The sequence below is a fragment of the Roseateles amylovorans genome (assembly GCF_025398155.2).
In the GTDB taxonomy this organism is placed as follows: Bacteria; Pseudomonadota; Gammaproteobacteria; order Burkholderiales; family Burkholderiaceae_C; genus Roseateles; species Roseateles amylovorans.
The window spans coordinates 3907851-3924250 of record NZ_CP104562.2; the positions used below are offsets into that span (position 1 = coordinate 3907851).

Here is a 16400-nt window from a genome sequence, read left to right on the forward strand (position 1 = left end):
TGTCACCGCAGCGTCTCGGATCCGCTGCGCTGACTCACGAATCAATGCCCCAACGGCGCTCCGCTCAGTTCAGCGACTTCAGCGGATGCGTCGCGGCGGTCCATGGGCTCTGGAAGAAGGCCAGTACATCGGCGCGGCTGACAGCGTCCACCTGCGCGGGATGCCACTTCGGCGCATGGTCCTTGTCCACGGCCAGGGCGCGGATGCCCTCCACCGTCTCGCTCGCCGCGCCCGGACGCAGATGGAAGCAGTGATGCACCATGTCCCGCTCCATGCGCAGGTCGTCCGACAGGCTCATGCTGCGGGCGCGGCGGATCTGCTCGAGCGTCACCGACATCATCAACGGCGACCGCTTCTGGAGCGTCTCCAACGTGGATTGCGCCCACGGATCCGCATCGGCTGCCAGAGACGCCAGCAACTCGGGCACCGATCCGGCAGCGAAGTGGCGATTGATCAGGCTGCGCGCTTCCCAATGCTGGGCGGCCGGTGCGAGGTCGACCCGCTCCATGACCGTCGCCACCACATGCTCGGCACTGTCCTGGGTGCCGGTGCGCAGGCCCTCGATGATGGCGGGCAGCTCGCCGCTCTTGACGAAGACATCACCCAAACCGAGTTCGATCGCGTCGCCCGCGCCGATCACCTGGCCGGTCAATGCCAGCCATTCGCCGCTGTGGCCGGGGCAGCGCGACAGGAAATAGCCGCCACCGACGTCGGGAAACAGGCCGATGTTCGTTTCGGGCATGGCGAGCTTGGAGTGCTCGGTCAGCACGCGCAGCTTCGCCCCCTGGCTGATGCCCATGCCGCCGCCCATCACCAGGCCGTCCATCAAGGCGATGTAGGGCTTGGGGAAGTGATGGATCAGATGGTTGAGCGCATATTCCTCAGTGAAGAAGGCATCCAGCGCCGCCGTCTCGCCGGCCATGGCGGCCTGATGGAAGAAGCGGATGTCACCGCCCGCGCAGAACGACGGGGCCTTGCCTTCGCGGCCGGCGCCCAGCACCACCACCGCCTGGATGGCGGGATCGGCCGCCCAGGCGCTCAGCAGCGCAGTCATGTCGCGAATCATCGCCAGCGACAGCGCATTGAGCGCCTGCGCACGGTTGAGCGTGATCAGACCGAGGCAGCCGTTCACCTCGGCAAGGATCTGACCTTCGGATTGCAGCGACGGAATCACAGCTTCATCTCTCCACGTTTCGACCCGGGCGCCCCACGGCACCCAACAGTTCATTGCCAATCAATGCGGCCAGCACCATAACACCGCCCAGCAAGGCGGCGGAAGATGGCGACTCGCCCGCCAGCAGCCAGGCCCACAGCACGCCCAGCAGCACTTCCATCAAACCCAGCAGCGCGAGCTCCGCTGCCGACAGCACCTGCGCCAGCCGCACCACCAACAGACACGGCAAGGCCAACTGGAACACACCCAGGCCCGCCAGCAGGACCAAATCTCGCATCGAGGCGGAAAACGGCCAGGCCATGGGCAGCGTCACCAGCGCCGAGAGCAACGCACCGAGCCAGACGGCGGGCAGCAGGTCGACTTCGCCATCGCCGGCGCGGGCCTGCAGCAGCGTCCAATTGCTGGCCGCCGCGATCGGCACCGCCAGCGCCACGCCCATGCCCAGCCAGGCGCCCGAGCCCGAACTCATCTCGTGGCCGAACATCCAGGCAATGCCCGCGCTCGCCACCCAGATCGCCAGCCAGGTCTGCCGCGGCAGCGTCTGCCGCAGGAAGACTCGTGCGAACAACGCGGTGAGCAGTGGGCCCAGCGCCATGGTCACCAACACGTTGGCCACACCGGTCATGGTGATGGCCAACATGAAGGCAGTGAACATCACCGCCCAGCACACGCCCGACCCCAGCACCGCAGGCGAATGTCGCAGTCGCGGCAAGGTCCGCCGCCAGTAGTCGCCGCCGCGCAGCATGGGCAGCAACACGGTCAACGCCAACGCATTGAAGGCACTGCGCCAGAACGTCACCTCAAAGCTGCGTGCCGCCTCCAGATGCCGAGACACCACGCCGGCGGTGCTCCACATCAGTGTGACCAGCAGCATCAACAAAACGGCAGAACGATGGGACATGGGTACAGGGTCAACAACCAAGGTGCCCGGTCAACGCCGGCGAGCCCGCGATAGTGCCTGGGATCCGCCTGCTCTGCAGGACCTGAGGTCACATCCTGACGGCCCAAAGAAAAACACCCCGTCGGAACGGGGTGCGGTTCATGCGGGGCCTCAGGCGCCCCTCGCAAGGGGCGGTGCAGGCACCACGAAGGCACGGCGCAGCGTCAGGCGGCGCCGACGCCCGCTCAGCTACGCTGGGCGCGCTTGCGTTCGTTTTCCGACAGGAAGCGCTTGCGCAGACGCACCGACTTCGGGGTGATCTCGACCAGTTCGTCGTCCTCGATGAACTCCACGCCGTATTCCAGCGTCAGTTCGATCGGCGGCGTGACCTTGATCGCATCTTCCTTGCCGCTGACGCGGAAGTTGGTCAGCTGCTTGGTCCGGGTCGCGTTCACGACCAGATCGTTGTCGCGGCTATGGATGCCCACGATCATGCCTTCATAGACCGGATCGTTCGGCTTCACGAACATGCGGCCGCGGTCGTCCAGCTTGCCCAGCGCGTAGGTGAAGATTTCACCGGCGTCCATCGAGATCAACACGCCGTTCTTGCGACCGGCGATGTCACCCTTGTGCGGCTCGTAGCCGTCGAAGATGTTGCTGATCAGGCCGGAACCCCGCGTCAGGTTCAGGAATTCGTTGCTGAAACCAATCAGGCCACGCGCCGGAATGCGGTATTCCAGGCGCACACGGCCACGGCCGTCCGGCTCCATGTTGACCAGTTCGCCCTTGCGCTCGCCCAGGGCCTGCATCACGCCGCCCTGATGGGTTTCCTCGACGTCGGCGGTCACCAGCTCGATCGGCTCGCACTTCTCGCCGTTGATCTCCTGGAACACCACGCGCGGCTTGGACACGGCCAGCTCATAGCCTTCACGGCGCATGTTTTCCAGCAGGATGGTCAGGTGCAGTTCGCCGCGACCGGAGACTTCGAAGATGCCGTCTTCATCGGTTTCCTTCACCCGCAGCGCGACGTTGTGCTGCAGTTCCTTCTGCAGGCGGTCCCAGATCTGACGGCTGGTGACGAACTTGCCTTCACGACCGGCCAGCGGGCTGGTGTTGACGCAGAAGTTCATCGTCAGGGTCGGCTCATCCACCTTCAACATCGGCAGCGGGGCCGGGTTGGACGGGCTGGTCACCGTGACGCCAATGCCGATGTCTTCGATGCCGTTGATCAGCACGATGTCGCCGGGGCCGGCTTCGGTCACTTGCACACGGTCCAGACCCTGGAAGGTCAGCACCTGGTTGATGCGGCCCTTGACGGTCTTGCCGTCCGGACCTTCCATCACGACCACATCCATCGACGGCTTGATCGTGCCTTGGCTGATGCGGCCCACGCCGATGCGACCGACGAAGGTCGAGAAGTCCAGCGCCGAGATCTGCAGCTGCAGCGGCGCCGCAGGGTCACCCTGTTGCGGCGGCACATGCTTGAGCACGGTGTTGAACAGGGCGGACATGTCCTCGCCCCACTTCTCGCCCGGCGCGCCCTCTTCCAGCGACGACCAGCCGTTGATGCCGGAAGCGTAGACGACGGGGAAGTCCAGTTGCTCGTCGGTGGCGCCCAGCTTGTCGAACAGGTCGAACGCCGCATTGATGACCGCATCCGGCTTCGCGCCCGGCTTGTCGACCTTGTTCACCACGACGATCGGCTTCAAGCCCAGGGCCAGCGCCTTCTTCGTCACGAAACGGGTCTGCGGCATCGGGCCTTCCTGGGCGTCGATCAGCAGCACCACGCCGTCAACCATCGACAGCGCACGTTCCACTTCACCGCCGAAGTCCGCGTGTCCCGGGGTGTCGACGATGTTGATGTGGGTGCCTTGCCAGCTCACCGCGCAGTTCTTGGCCAGGATGGTGATGCCACGTTCACGTTCGATGGCGTTGTTGTCCATCACCGTGTCCACGACCTTTTCGTGGTCGGCGAAGGTGCCGCTCTGGCGAAGGAGCTGGTCCACCATGGTGGTTTTGCCATGGTCGACGTGGGCGATGATGGCGATGTTGCGGATTTGCTTGCTCATGGTGAGGCTTTCGCTTTCGGAGAGGGCTTTCTCTGGAATCGGAGGAAGTCGGGGAACTTGAGGAACTCGGTGGATTCGGTCGGTCAGGCGCCGGTTCAGGCGGCCTGCACCAGCATCGAGGCGATTTCGGTCGGGCTGAGCAGGCGGTCGGCGATCAGTTCGCCGCCGGCGACATGCCCGCTGCCCAGGAAGGCATGGGGCGTCTGGCCGTACACCCGCACTTGCGGCATGTCGGCCAACGCCACCCGCCGGCGCATGCCGGACAGGAAACGGCCCGCCTCGTCATTGCTCAGCTCGACCTCGGGCCATTCGCCCAGCAGGCTGTCCGGCGCCTTCAGCAACGCCAGCCGGGCGGGTTCGTCCAGCGCTTCGAGCTGTTCCAGCGTCACCGCCTGCTCCACCCGGACCGGTCCGCTGGACGTCCGCCGCAGGCCCGCCAGATGTGCCCCGCAGCCGAGCTGGCTGCCGATGTCCTCGGCCAGGGTCCGGATGTAGGTGCCTTTGGAGCAACGCACATCGAGGATCAGCAGCAGCTCGTCAGCCTGCCAGTCGACGATGTCGAGCGCATGAATCGTGACCTGGCGCGGCTGACGTTCCACGGTCACGCCTTCGCGGGCCAGCTCATACAGCGCCCGACCCTGGTGCTTGAGTGCCGAGTACATCGGCGGCAACTGAGAGATCAGGCCGCGGAACGGCACGCAGGCCGACTGGATCGCGGAAAGGTCGATCGAGCGGGCGATCTCGTCGCGGCGCTCCAGGATCTCGCCTTCGCCGTCGCCGGTGGTCGTGGTGATGCCCAGCCGCAGCGTGGCGCGGTAGCCCTTGTCGGCCTCCAGGCTGACCTGGCTGAACTTGGTCGCTGCACCGAAGGTCAGGGGCAACAGGCCCGTGGCCAACGGATCCAGCGTGCCGGTGTGGCCGGCCTTTTCGGCGCGGAACAGGCGCTTGGCCTTTTGCAATGCGTCGTTGCTGGTCAGGCCAAGCGGCTTGTCCAGCATCAACACGCCATGCACGGCGCGCTTCACGATCTTGGGGCGGGGGGCTACTGCGCTCATCACAAATCGCGGCGGCCGTTTCGGGCCGCTCGCTTCAATCCTCGAACGGGAACTCAGTCCTCGGTGGTTTCGTCGTCCTGGGCGCGCGTGGCGTTGGCCCGGGAGATCAGCGCGCTCATCTCGGCAGCGCGTTCGGTCGTACGGTCGAAATGGAAATGCAGGCTGGGCACGGTGTGGATCTGCAAACGCTTGAACAAGCCGTTGCGCAAAAAGCCGGCCGCCTCATTCAGCGCCTCGCCGGTGGCCTCGGTATCGCCGACCAGCAGCGAGAAATAGACCTTCGCATGCGCGTAATCGGGCGTCACCTCGACCGCGTTGATCGTCACCATGCCCACCCGCGGGTCTTTCAACTCACGGATCAGCTCGGCCAGGTCGCGCTGGATCTGGTCCGCCACGCGCAGGCCGCGGTTGGGGATGGATCGCTTGTGACGCATGGCAGTTTCCTCAATCTCTCAAACAACAAAGCCCGGCGGGGCGACCCGCCGGGCATCGGGCAGCGGCTCGCTGGATTACAGCGTGCGCGCGACCTCCTTGATTTCGAAGACTTCCAGTTGGTCGCCTTCCTTGATGTCGTTGTAGTTCTTCAGCTTGATACCGCACTCGAAGCCCTCGCGGACTTCCTTGACATCGTCCTTCAAGCGCTTCAGCGACTCGATCTCGCCGGTGTAGACCACGACGTTTTCGCGCAGCAGGCGGAAGCGTGCGTTGCGAGTGACGTGACCGCTGGTGATCATGCAACCCGCGACCGTGCCGATCTTCGACGCGACGAACACCGTGCGGATCTCGGCCATGCCGATGATCTCTTCACGCTGCTCAGGCGCCAGCATGCCAGCCATCGCGGCCTTCACATCATCGACAGCGTCGTAAATGATGTTGTAGTACCGCAGGTCGACATCATTGTGCTCGGCCACCTTGCGCGCGCCGGCATCGGCACGCACGTTGAAGCCGATGACCACCGCCTTGGAGGCGATCGCCAGGTTGATGTCGGATTCGCTGATACCGCCGACCGCCGCGTGCACGATCTGCACCTTGACTTCATCGGTCGACAGCTTGAGCAGCGACGCCGCCAGGGCTTCCTGCGAGCCTTGCACGTCGGCCTTGATGATGAGCGGCAGCGTCTGGACGTCGCCGGCCGACATGTCGGAGAACATGTTCTCCAGCTTGGCAGCCTGCTGGCGGGCCAGCTTGACATCACGGTACTTGCCAGCGCGGAAGGTCGCGATTTCACGGGCGCGGCGTTCATCGCTCAGCACCATGAATTCGTCACCAGCCTGCGGCACTTCGGTCAGACCCTGGATCTCGACAGGGATCGACGGGCCGGCCTCGGTGGCAGGCTTGCCGTCCTCGTCCAGCATGGCGCGAACGCGACCGTAGGTCGAGCCAGCCAGCACCACGTCACCGCGCTTGAGCGTACCGGTCTGCACCAGCACCGTCGCGACCGGGCCGCGGCCCTTGTCCAGCTTCGCTTCGATGACCAGACCCTTGGCCAGCGAATCCTTCGCTGCCTTCAGTTCCAGCACTTCAGCCTGCAGCAGCACCTGCTCAAGCAGGTCGTCGATGCCCTGACCGGTCTTGGCGGACACCGCCACGAACGGGGAATCGCCGCCGAACTCTTCGGGGACGACCTGCTCGGCCACCAGCTCGCTCTTGACGCGCTCCGGATTCGCATCCGGCTTGTCGATCTTGTTCATCGCCACCACGATCGGCACGCCAGCGGCCTTCGCGTGGTGGATGGCTTCCTTGGTCTGCGGCATCACGCCGTCGTCCGCGGCCACCACCAGGATGACGATGTCGGTCGCCTTGGCACCACGGGCACGCATGGCCGTGAAGGCCTCGTGACCCGGGGTGTCGAGGAAGGTGATCATGCCGCGCGGCGTATCGACGTGATAGGCGCCAATGTGCTGCGTGATGCCGCCGGCTTCGCCCGCGGCCACTCGGGCACGGCGGACGCTGTCCAGCAGCGAGGTCTTGCCGTGGTCGACGTGACCCATGACGGTGACCACCGGCGCCCGAGGCAGCAGTTCGTGCTCGGACTCGGTCACGCCCTCTTCTTCCAGGAACGCGTCGGGATCGTCCAGCTTGGCGGCGAGCGCCTTGTGGCCCATTTCCTCGACCACGATCATGGCCGTTTCCTGATCCAGCTGCTGGTTGATGGTGACCATCTGACCCAGCTTCATCAGTTGCTTGATGACTTCGGAAGCCTTCACCGACATCTTGTGCGCCAGATCGGCCACCGAGATGGTTTCGGGAATGTGGACTTCCTGGATCACCGGCTCGGTGGGCGCCACGAAGTTGGACGCCGAAGCGCCGCGGTCGTTGCCGCGATCGCCGCGACGACCTGCCGGGCCGCGACCCGGAGCGCGCCAACCCGTGCCGGGCGGGCGAGCGCCGGCGGGCGCATCGGTGCGACCCTTCACGGCGCCACGCTTCTTGGCGTCATCGGCCCAGCTGGACGACAGCTTCTCGGATTTCACCGACTTCTTGTCGCCTGGCTTGGCACCCGCGCCGGCTGCGGCGGTGGTGGCACCGGGCGCGCCGGTCGCCGGCTTCTTGTGGATCGTGCCCTTGATCCCGGCGGCCGCAACCGCTTCCGGCTTGGGCTCTTCCTTCTTCGCGACGAGCACCTTCTTGGGTGCATTCATCATCGCGCGGATCGCTGCGGCCTCGGCTTCGGCGGCCTTGCGGCGGCGCTCCAGCTCGGCCTGGCGGGCCTTTTCATCGGCGCCGACATCGGCGGCCTTGATCACGCGCAGCACCGGCTTGGCCGGTTCGACCGGAGCGGGTGCGGGCGTAGCGGCCACAGGGGCCTCGACGGGCTTCTCAGCCACTTTTTCAGACACTTTTTCAGCGGCCTTTTCGGGTTCTTTCGGGGTGTTCTGCGCCTTGGACTTGGCTTCGGCAGCCTTGCGGGCTTCAGCTTCGGCTGCAGCCTTGGCGGCGGCTTCGGCCGCTGCCTGGGCTTCGGCCTCACGGGCCAGACGCTCCTCCTCGCGACGCTTCTCTTCGGCTTCGCGGGCGGCGCGCTCGGCGTCTTCGCGTTCGCGCATCTTGCGGGCGAGTTCTTCTTCCTGCTGACGCAGGGCCTCGGCTTGCGCCTGGGCTTCTTCCTCGCGACGCTTCAGATCGGCTTCTTCAGCCGCCGCAGCTGCGGCCTCGTCGAGGTTGTCATCACGCTTGACGAACACCCGCTTCTTGCGCACTTCGACCTGGATCGTGCGGGCCTTGCCGGAGGCATCGGCCTGCTTGATCTCGCTGGTGGACTTGCGAGTCAGGGTGATCTTCTTGCGTTCGGCGCCGCCAGTCGTTCCATGCGCATGGCGCAGGTGTTCCAGCAGGCGTTCCTTGTCGCTCTCGTTGAGCGAATCATCGGCGGACGCCTTGTTCACGCCCGCGGCTTGAAGCTGCTCGAGCAGCGTACTCGCAGGCCTGTTCAGCTCGGCGGCGAGCTGGGCGACAGTGGTCACGGCCATTGTGGGAATCCTTTAATCTTGTGTGGGCGGAGCGGACTGGTGTGCGCAGCGGGTTATGCGTTGAACCAGTGCTCGCGCGCCTTCATGATCAAAGCGCGTGCCTCTGCCTCGTCCAGGGCGGAAATATCGACCAGCTCGTCCACGGCCAGGTCGGCCAGGTCGTCGCGGGTATGGATGTCGCCGGCGGCCAGCTTGGCCAGCAGCTCGGGCGTGATGCCCTCCAGATCGCGCAGGTCCTGAGAGACTTCCTCGACCTTCTCCTCGCGAGCGATCTCCATCGTCAGCAGCGCATCCTTGGCTCGGGTGCGCAGCTCGTTGACGGTTTCTTCGTCGAAGGCTTCGATCTCGAGCATCTCCTGCATCGGGACGTAGGCGACTTCTTCCAGGCTCGCAAAGCCTTCGGCGATCAGGATGTCGGCGACTTCCTCGTCGACGTCCAGCTTCTCGACGAACAGCTTGCGGACCGAATCCGATTCCTCAGCCTGTTTGGCGGCGGATTCCTCGGCGGTCATGATGTTGATCTTCCAGCCGGTCAGCTCGGAAGCCAGACGCACGTTCTGACCACCGCGGCCGATGGCGATGGCGAGGTTTTCCTCGTCGACCACCACGTCCATGGCGTGACGCTCTTCGTCCACCACGATCGACTGCACATTGGCCGGCGCCAGGGCGCCGATGACGAACTGCGCCGGATCTTCGGACCACAGCACGATGTCGACGCGCTCGCCGGCCAGCTCGTTGGTCACGCCGTTCACACGGGAGCCGCGCACGCCGACGCAGGTGCCGATCGGGTCAACGCGCTTGTCGTGCGAAACCACAGCAATCTTGGCGCGGCTGCCCGCATCACGAGCGCAGCTCTTGATCTCCAGCAGCCCCTGCTCGATCTCGGGCACTTCCTGGGCGAACAGTTCCTTCATGAACTCGCCCGAGGAACGCGACAGCATGATCTGCGGTCCACGCTGGGTCGGATCCACGCCCAAGATCACCGCACGCACGCGGTCACCGGTGCGCAGGTTTTCCTTCGGGATCATTTCATTGCGCTTGAGGCGGCCTTCGACACGGCCCGACTCAGCAATGATGTCGCCCTTGTCCAGGCGCTTGACGGTGCCGACAAAGATCCGCTCGCCGCGCGACATGAAGTCGTTGAGCAGTTGCTCACGCTCGGCATCACGGATCTTCTGCAGGATCACCTGCTTGGCGGCCTGGGCGCCGATCCGGCCGATCGGCACGGACTCCACGCCCTCTTCGATGTGGTCATCCACCTCGATGTCGGCAATCTGCTCCTGTGCTTCAAACAGCAGGATCTCGGCGTCGGCATTCTGCAGGCCGGCCTCGTTGGGCACGACATGCCAGCGGCGGAAGGTCTCGTATTCACCGGTGTCGCGGTCAATGGCCACACGGATGTCGACCTCGCCGCCATACAACTTCTTGGTGGCCGAAGCCAGCGCCGCTTCCACGGCACCAAACACCACATCGCGCTCCACGCTCTTTTCGCGCGAGATGGCATCCACCAACATCAACAGTTCGCGGTTCATTGATCGAGACCTCCGTCAACCTTGTCATCTGTCTGCCGGGACTTGGCGTTGCTCTTTTTCTTCGACGCCTTAGGGGCCTTCGAAGCCTGGGGCGCCAAGCCCGTGTTTTTTGCATCGGCCGGGCTCTTGCCCGCACCGGTCTGTCCGCCCGCCTTCGGCGTGCGGCCCTTGAAAGAGATGGCCGGGACCAGCTTGGCCGAGCGCAGCTCGTCCAGCGTGAAATCCAGGGCCTGTTCGACCTTGCCGTCGGTGAAGATCAGGCGCCAGGACACGCTGTCCACCAGCGCCTCGGGGGCCACGCCATCGCCGGCTTCCAGGACGCCACGATATTTCTTGCGACCCTGAAATGCTTCGCGAAGGGTGATTTCCACTTCCTGACCGAGAAAACGCGCATAGTCCGCTGACTTGTTCAGCGGGCGGTCCATACCGGGCGTGGAAACCTCGAGGCGTTCGTAGTCGCAGTTCTCGACTTCCAGGACGTATTGAAGCTGGCGCGTCACGCGTTCGCAGTCTTCAACATTCACCGGCTGCTCGGGCTCCTGGCCATTGACGAGCAGCTTGTCGATATAAACGCGCAGCAAACCGCCGGCGCTGCGTTCGCAGCCCACCAGGTCGTAACCCAGCCCGGTCACGGTCTTCTCAACGACGGCTTGCCAACTCAAATTCATCGACGACGGGATCTATCCTGTATGTTTGTGCGCGGATCATTCAAATTCACTGAGGTTTCACCCGAATCCAGTGACATCCGACACACTTCAAGTCACTTGCGGCGAAGACAAGCAAAAAAAATGGGCTGGATGAATCCGCCCACCGTTCACTTTCTCAGCGAAGCCGGAAGTGTACTATGCAAACACCATGCGGACAAGGCATCGGTGTGCGGCGCAAGTACGCGTGCGAGAATCCCCGTCTTCCTTGAATCTACGAATACCAGGAGCAGACATGGGTTTTCTCGCCGGCAAGCGACTGCTGATCACGGGCGTACTGTCCAACCGTTCCATCGCCTACGGCATCGCCCGGGCCTGCCACCGCGAAGGTGCCGAACTGGCCTTCAGCTATGTGGGCGAGCGCTTCAAGGACCGGATCACCGAATTCGCCGCCGAATTCGACTCCAAGCTGGTATTTGACTGCGACGTCGGCGATGACGCCCAGATCGATCGCCTGTTTGCCGACCTCGGCGAGCACTGGCCCGAGTTCGATGGCTTTGTCCATTCCATCGGCTTCGCCCCGCGCGAGGCCATTGCAGGTGACTTCCTCGAGGGCATGACCCGAGAGAACTATCGCATCGCCCACGACATCTCCGCCTACAGCTTCCCCGCCATGGCCAAGGCCGCGCAATCCCGGCTGCGCCCGGGCGCAGCCCTGCTGACGCTGTCCTACCTCGGCGCCGAACGATTTGTGCCGAACTACAACACCATGGGTCTGGCCAAGGCCTCGCTGGAAGCCAGCGTCCGCTACCTGGCCTACAACCTGGGCACCAAGGGCGTGCGGGTCAACGGCATTTCCGCCGGTCCGATCAAGACCCTGGCGGCCGCCGGCATCAAGGACTTCGGCAAGCTGCTGGGTCAATTTGCCAACAGTGCCGCCATCAAGCGCAATGTGACGATCGAGGACGTCGGCAACACCGCCGCCTTCCTGATGTCCGACCTGTCCGGCGGCATCAGCTCGGAAATCATCTACGTGGACGGCGGCTTCAGCCACGGCGCCCTGGCAGCGACCGAGTAAGGCGGCTCCCCGGGCAACTCGCGGCACGCCGTGCCGCCGCGAAACACCTGCGGACTGCCCGACACGATCCACCATGAAAAATGGGAGCCCATCGGGCTCCCATTTTTTTCCGACTCAACCGCCTGATCGGCGGCGGCTTCGATGGCGGGATCGGCATTCGACACCGCCTTCGGCCCGTTGGTTGCTCAGGTGCCGCATCAGCAATCGGCTCGGTTGCCCGATCGACGCACGACCCGGCGACCGAAGCGCCAGCGCACTGTCGTCCGATTCAGTGGTCCAGCACGCAGTCGACGTAGTAGTACGTCTGCCCATCCTCGCCCTTCTCCGCCACCAGTCCATGGACATCGGTCGCGAAGCCCGGGAACTTGGCATTGAAGTCACGGGTGAACTTCAGGTAATCCACGATGCGCTTGTTGAAGCGCTCGCCCGGGATGACCAGCGGGATGCCGGGCGGGTACGGCGTCAGCAAGGCGGTGGTCACACGGCCCTCCAACTGATCGATCGCCACCCGCTCGGTGCGGCGTTGCGCAATGTGCGCGTAAGCATCGCTGGGCTTCATGGCCGGCTCAAGGTCGGACAAATACACCTCCGTCGTCAGACGAGCGATGTCGCCGGACGCGTAGGCCTCATGCACGCTCTGGCACAAGTCCCGAAGGCCCATGCGCTCGTAACGTGGGAAGGCGGCCACGAAGTCCGGGAGGATGCGCCAGATCGGGGCATTGCGGTCGTAGTCGTCCTTGAACTGCTGCAGCGCGGTCAACAGCGTGTTCCAACGACCCTTGGTGATGCCGATGGTGAACATGATGAAGAACGAGTAAAGACCCGTCTTCTCCACCACCACGCCGTGCTCGGCCAGGAACTTGGTGACGATGCTGGCCGGAATGCCGGACTTGGCGAACTTGCCGCTCATGTCCAGGCCCGGGGTGATGATGGTCGACTTGATCGGGTCCAGCATGTTGAAGCCGGACTCGATCGGACCGAAGCCGTGCCACTTCTCGTTGGCCTTGAGCATCCAGTCCGCCGGCTTGCCGATGCCGTCCGACGCCAGCTTGTCCGGGCCCCAGACCTTGAACCACCAGTCCTTGCCGTAGTCCTTCTCGACCTTGCGCATGGCGCGCCGGAAGTCCAGTGCTTCGGAGATCGACTCCTCCACCAGCGCCGTGCCACCGGGAGGCTCCATCATCGCGGCGGCGACGTCGCAGCTGGCGATGATCGAATACTGCGGGCTGGTCGAGGTGTGCATCAGGTACGCCTCATTGAACAGATGCTTGTCCAGCTTCACGTTCTGAGAGTCCTGCACCAGCACCTGCGAGGCCTGGGAGATACCCGCCAGCAGCTTGTGGGTCGACTGCGTCGCGTACACCATCGCCGTCTTCGGCCGCGGGCGATGCTTGCCCATCGCGTGATACGAGCCGTAGAAACTGTGGAACGCGGCATGCGGCAGCCACGCTTCATCGAAGTGCAGCGTGTCGATCCAGCCGTCCAGCTTGCCCTTGATCGTCTCGGTGTTGTAGAGCACGCCGTCGTAGGTGCTCTGGGTCAGCGTCATGATGCGCGGCTTGACCGTCTTCGGGTTGACACCCTTGAGCAGCGGATTCTTCGCGACCTTCTTGCGGATGGTCTCGGCGGAGAACTCGCTCTCCGGAATCGGGCCGATGATGCCGTAGTGGTTGCGCGTCGGCGTCATGAAGACCGGCACGGCGCCGGTCATGATGATGCTGTGCAGGATGCTCTTGTGGCAGTTGCGGTCCACCACCACCACGTCGCCGGGCGCCACCGTGTGGTGCCAGACCATCTTGTTGGAGGTGGAGGTGCCGTTGGTGACGAAGAAGCAATGGTCGGCATTGAAGATGCGGGCCGCGTTCTTCTCGCTCTCGGCCACCGGACCGGTGTGGTCCAGCAGTTGGCCCAGCTCTTCCACCGCATTGCAGACGTCCGCCCGCAACATGTTCTCACCAAAGAACTGGTGGAACATCTGCCCCACCGGGCTCTTCAGGAAGGCCACACCGCCGGAGTGACCCGGGCAGTGCCAGGAGTACGAACCATCCTGCGCATAGTCCATCAGCGCCTTGAAGAACGGGGGCGCCAGACCATCGAGGTAGCTCTTCGCCTCGCGGATGATGTGACGCGCCACGAATTCGGGCGTGTCCTCGAACATGTGGATGAAGCCATGCAGCTCGCGCAGCACATCATTGGGCAGATGCTGCGAGGTACGGGTCTCGCCGTACACATAGATCGGGATGTCCGCATTCTTGAAGCGGATCTCCTGGATGAACTTGCGCAGGTTCAGCACCGCCGGATCCAGCTCGATGCCGTCGGTGGTGGAGAACTCCTCGTCGTCGATCGACAGGATGAAGGCGCTGGCGCGGCTTTGCTGCTGCGCGAACTGACTCAGATCGCCGTAACTGGTGACACCCAGCACTTCGAAGCCTTCCTTCTGGATGGCGTCGGCCAAGGCGCGAATACCCAAACCCGAGGTGTTCTCGGAGCGATAGTCCTCGTCGATGATGACGATGGGAAAGCGAAAGCGCGGCGTCATGGGGCCTCCGGGTCGGGGCGGGGTCGGTTACGAAAGGCGCGAAGTGTAGGGCCAAGGCCGCGTCATGCAAGTGTCCATGGGGTCATATCTCGCAACACGCCGCACAAACGTCGCGCAAACAGGACGCCCCTCCGCTCCGAGCCCGGAACCGCTGGGTTTCCGTCGCTCCATCACCCCAAGGGAGGAGGCCCGACAACGGCCCGCCAACCGCCCTGCGCCTTACACTGAGCCGACACGGACAAATGCCGATGAGGCACACGAACTGGAGGATGAAATGGACTGGAGCCTGGCCACCTGGTGGTGGGTGATCTGCGGTGGACTGGTCGCGATGGAGCTCGCCAGCGGCGCGACGTTCTATTTGCTGATGCTGGCGCTGGGCGCGGCGTCGGCGGCACTGGCGGCGCACCTGGGCTTCGGTTTCAGCGTCCAGATGGTGCTGGCCGCGGTGGTCGGCGGCGCAGCCGTCGCGGTTTGGCACCGTCGCCAGTTGCGGCACCCTCGCCTGCCCGCGAATCAGAATCCCAATGTGAACCTCGACATCGGCCAGAGCCTGGAAGTCCGCCATTGGCGCGGCGATGGCACCGCCGAGGTCCACTACCGCGGCGCGGCTTGGCAGGCGCGCTTCATTGGCAACGGCGCGCCGCATGGCGGCCGACACGTGATCCGTGCGGTCGAGGGCAGTTGCCTGCTGCTGGAATCGGCTTGAACGCGGTCTGAGCATGAACCGGGCCTCGCTGCCACGGAGGTCCAGCCCTCCGACGCCTGCACCGGAGGCCTGGGCCGAGGGGCCAGCCGCGCACCGGGCGGACGCCTGAAGCACTGACTCACACAAGGTCTGAGACAAGGTCTGAGACAAGGTCACTTGAGGGCATCGCCCTCCTTGCGACCCACGATGCCGCGCAGACCGCCCCGGGCGGCATCGCCACACACCACTCACCGGCGGCACGCCACGGCGTGCGCCTTTCACCCCACAACACACAAGAGGGAACTTGCACATGGAAATCATCGCTCTGGTCCTGCTGGTCGTCGCCGTTGTCTTCATCATCCAGTCGGTCAAGGTCGTCCCGCAGCAGAACGCCTGGGTGGTCGAGCGTCTGGGCAAGTACCACGCCACTCTGACCCCCGGCCTGAACATCCTGGTGCCTTTTGTCGACCGCCTGGCCTACAAGCACTCGCTGAAGGAAATCCCGTTGGATGTGCCGAGCCAGGTGTGCATCACGCGCGACAACACCCAGCTGACGGTCGACGGCATCCTGTACTTCCAGGTCACCGACGCCATGCGCGCGAGCTACGGCTCCAGCAATTACATCGTTGCCATCACCCAGTTGGCACAGACGACGCTGCGCTCGGTCATTGGCCGCATGGAACTGGACCGCACCTTCGAGGAGCGGGACGTCATCAACAGCGCCGTGGTCCAGGCCCTGGACGAAGCGGCGCTGAACTGGGGCGTGAAGGTCCTGCGTTACGAGATCAAGGATCTGACGCCCCCGGCCGAGATCCTGCGCTCCATGCAGGCCCAGATCACCGCCGAGCGCGAGAAGCGTGCTCTGATTGCCGCCTCCGAAGGTCGCCGCCAGGAGCAGATCAACATCGCCACCGGCGAACGCGAAGCCGCGATCGCCCGCTCCGAGGGTGAGAAGCAGGCCGAGATCAACAAGGCGCAGGGTGAAGCGGCCGCCATCACTGCAGTCGCGGATGCCAGCGCGGACGCGATCCGCAAGATCGCTGCGGCAATCCAGCAACCGGGCGGCGGCGACGCCGTGCAGTTGAAGGTGGCCGAGAAGGCGGTGGACGCCTTTGCCCAACTGGCGCAAAAGAACAACACCATGATCGTGCCCGGCAACATGAGCGAGGTGTCCGGCCTGATCGGCACCGCGATGGCGCTGATCAAGAACGACAAGGTGATTCAGCCGGTCAAGTGAGGCTGATTTTCATCCGTCATCGGCGACTTGTTTTTGA

11 protein-coding genes and 1 pseudogene are annotated in these 16400 nt (G+C 64.4%); 3 read left to right on the forward strand and 9 right to left on the reverse strand.

Going from position 1 to position 16400, the window contains the following annotated elements; translation table 11 throughout:
* Nucleotides 1-64: 64 nt before the first annotated feature.
* The 8 genes and pseudogenes from N4261_RS16200 to rimP form a co-directional block, all read right to left on the reverse strand.
* Nucleotides 65-1174, reverse strand: coding sequence for an enoyl-CoA hydratase/isomerase family protein (locus N4261_RS16200; RefSeq protein ID WP_261756319.1), 1110 nt, complete (start codon nt 1172-1174; stop codon nt 65-67).
* 4 nt (nt 1175-1178) lie between these two features.
* Nucleotides 1179-2075: a DMT family transporter gene (locus N4261_RS16205; protein ID WP_261756320.1), complete on the reverse strand. Its 897-nt coding sequence runs from the start codon at nt 2073-2075 to the stop codon at nt 1179-1181.
* Between the two features lie 224 nt (nt 2076-2299).
* Nucleotides 2300-4123 (reverse strand): translational GTPase TypA, encoded by a 1824-nt coding sequence (gene typA / locus N4261_RS16210; RefSeq protein ID WP_261756321.1) that lies wholly within the window; start codon nt 4121-4123, stop codon nt 2300-2302.
* A 95-nt stretch (nt 4124-4218) separates the two neighbouring features.
* A complete protein-coding gene (truB, locus tag N4261_RS16215; RefSeq protein WP_261756322.1) occupies nt 4219-5178 on the reverse strand; it encodes a tRNA pseudouridine(55) synthase TruB in 960 nt (319 codons plus the stop codon).
* Nucleotides 5179-5231: 53 nt separating this feature from the next.
* Complete coding sequence (gene rbfA / locus N4261_RS16220; RefSeq protein WP_261756323.1) at nt 5232-5612, reverse strand: 30S ribosome-binding factor RbfA; 381 nt, start codon at nt 5610-5612, stop codon at nt 5232-5234.
* Nucleotides 5613-5687: 75 nt separating this feature from the next.
* Nucleotides 5688-8648: a translation initiation factor IF-2 gene (infB, locus tag N4261_RS16225; RefSeq protein WP_261756324.1), complete on the reverse strand. Its 2961-nt coding sequence runs from the start codon at nt 8646-8648 to the stop codon at nt 5688-5690.
* 53 nt (nt 8649-8701) lie between these two features.
* Nucleotides 8702-10180: a transcription termination factor NusA gene (gene nusA / locus N4261_RS16230; protein ID WP_261756325.1), complete on the reverse strand. Its 1479-nt coding sequence runs from the start codon at nt 10178-10180 to the stop codon at nt 8702-8704.
* A gap of 152 nt (nt 10181-10332) precedes the next feature.
* Nucleotides 10333-10842: pseudogene (gene rimP, locus N4261_RS16235) on the reverse strand (ribosome maturation factor RimP); the annotation flags it as partial.
* A 277-nt stretch (nt 10843-11119) separates the two neighbouring features.
* On the opposite strand from rimP, the gene fabI reads away from it, so the two are divergent.
* The gene (gene fabI / locus N4261_RS16240) at nt 11120-11902 is read left to right on the forward strand and encodes an enoyl-ACP reductase FabI (protein WP_261756326.1); all 783 of its coding nucleotides are present in this window, start codon (nt 11120-11122) and stop codon (nt 11900-11902) included.
* 268 nt (nt 11903-12170) lie between these two features.
* Here fabI and N4261_RS16245 read toward each other — a convergent pair whose 3' ends face one another.
* Nucleotides 12171-14441 carry an arginine/lysine/ornithine decarboxylase gene (locus N4261_RS16245; protein ID WP_261756327.1) on the reverse strand — a complete coding sequence of 757 codons (2271 nt, stop codon included), beginning with the start codon at nt 14439-14441 and terminating at the stop codon, nt 12171-12173.
* Nucleotides 14442-14715: 274 nt separating this feature from the next.
* On the opposite strand from N4261_RS16245, the gene N4261_RS16250 reads away from it, so the two are divergent.
* The gene (locus N4261_RS16250) at nt 14716-15147 is read left to right on the forward strand and encodes an NfeD family protein (protein ID WP_261756328.1); all 432 of its coding nucleotides are present in this window, start codon (nt 14716-14718) and stop codon (nt 15145-15147) included.
* A gap of 289 nt (nt 15148-15436) precedes the next feature.
* Nucleotides 15437-16363, forward strand: a complete 927-nt coding sequence (locus tag N4261_RS16255) for an SPFH domain-containing protein (protein ID WP_261756329.1) — start codon at nt 15437-15439, stop codon at nt 16361-16363.
* Nucleotides 16364-16400 lie beyond the last annotated feature (37 nt).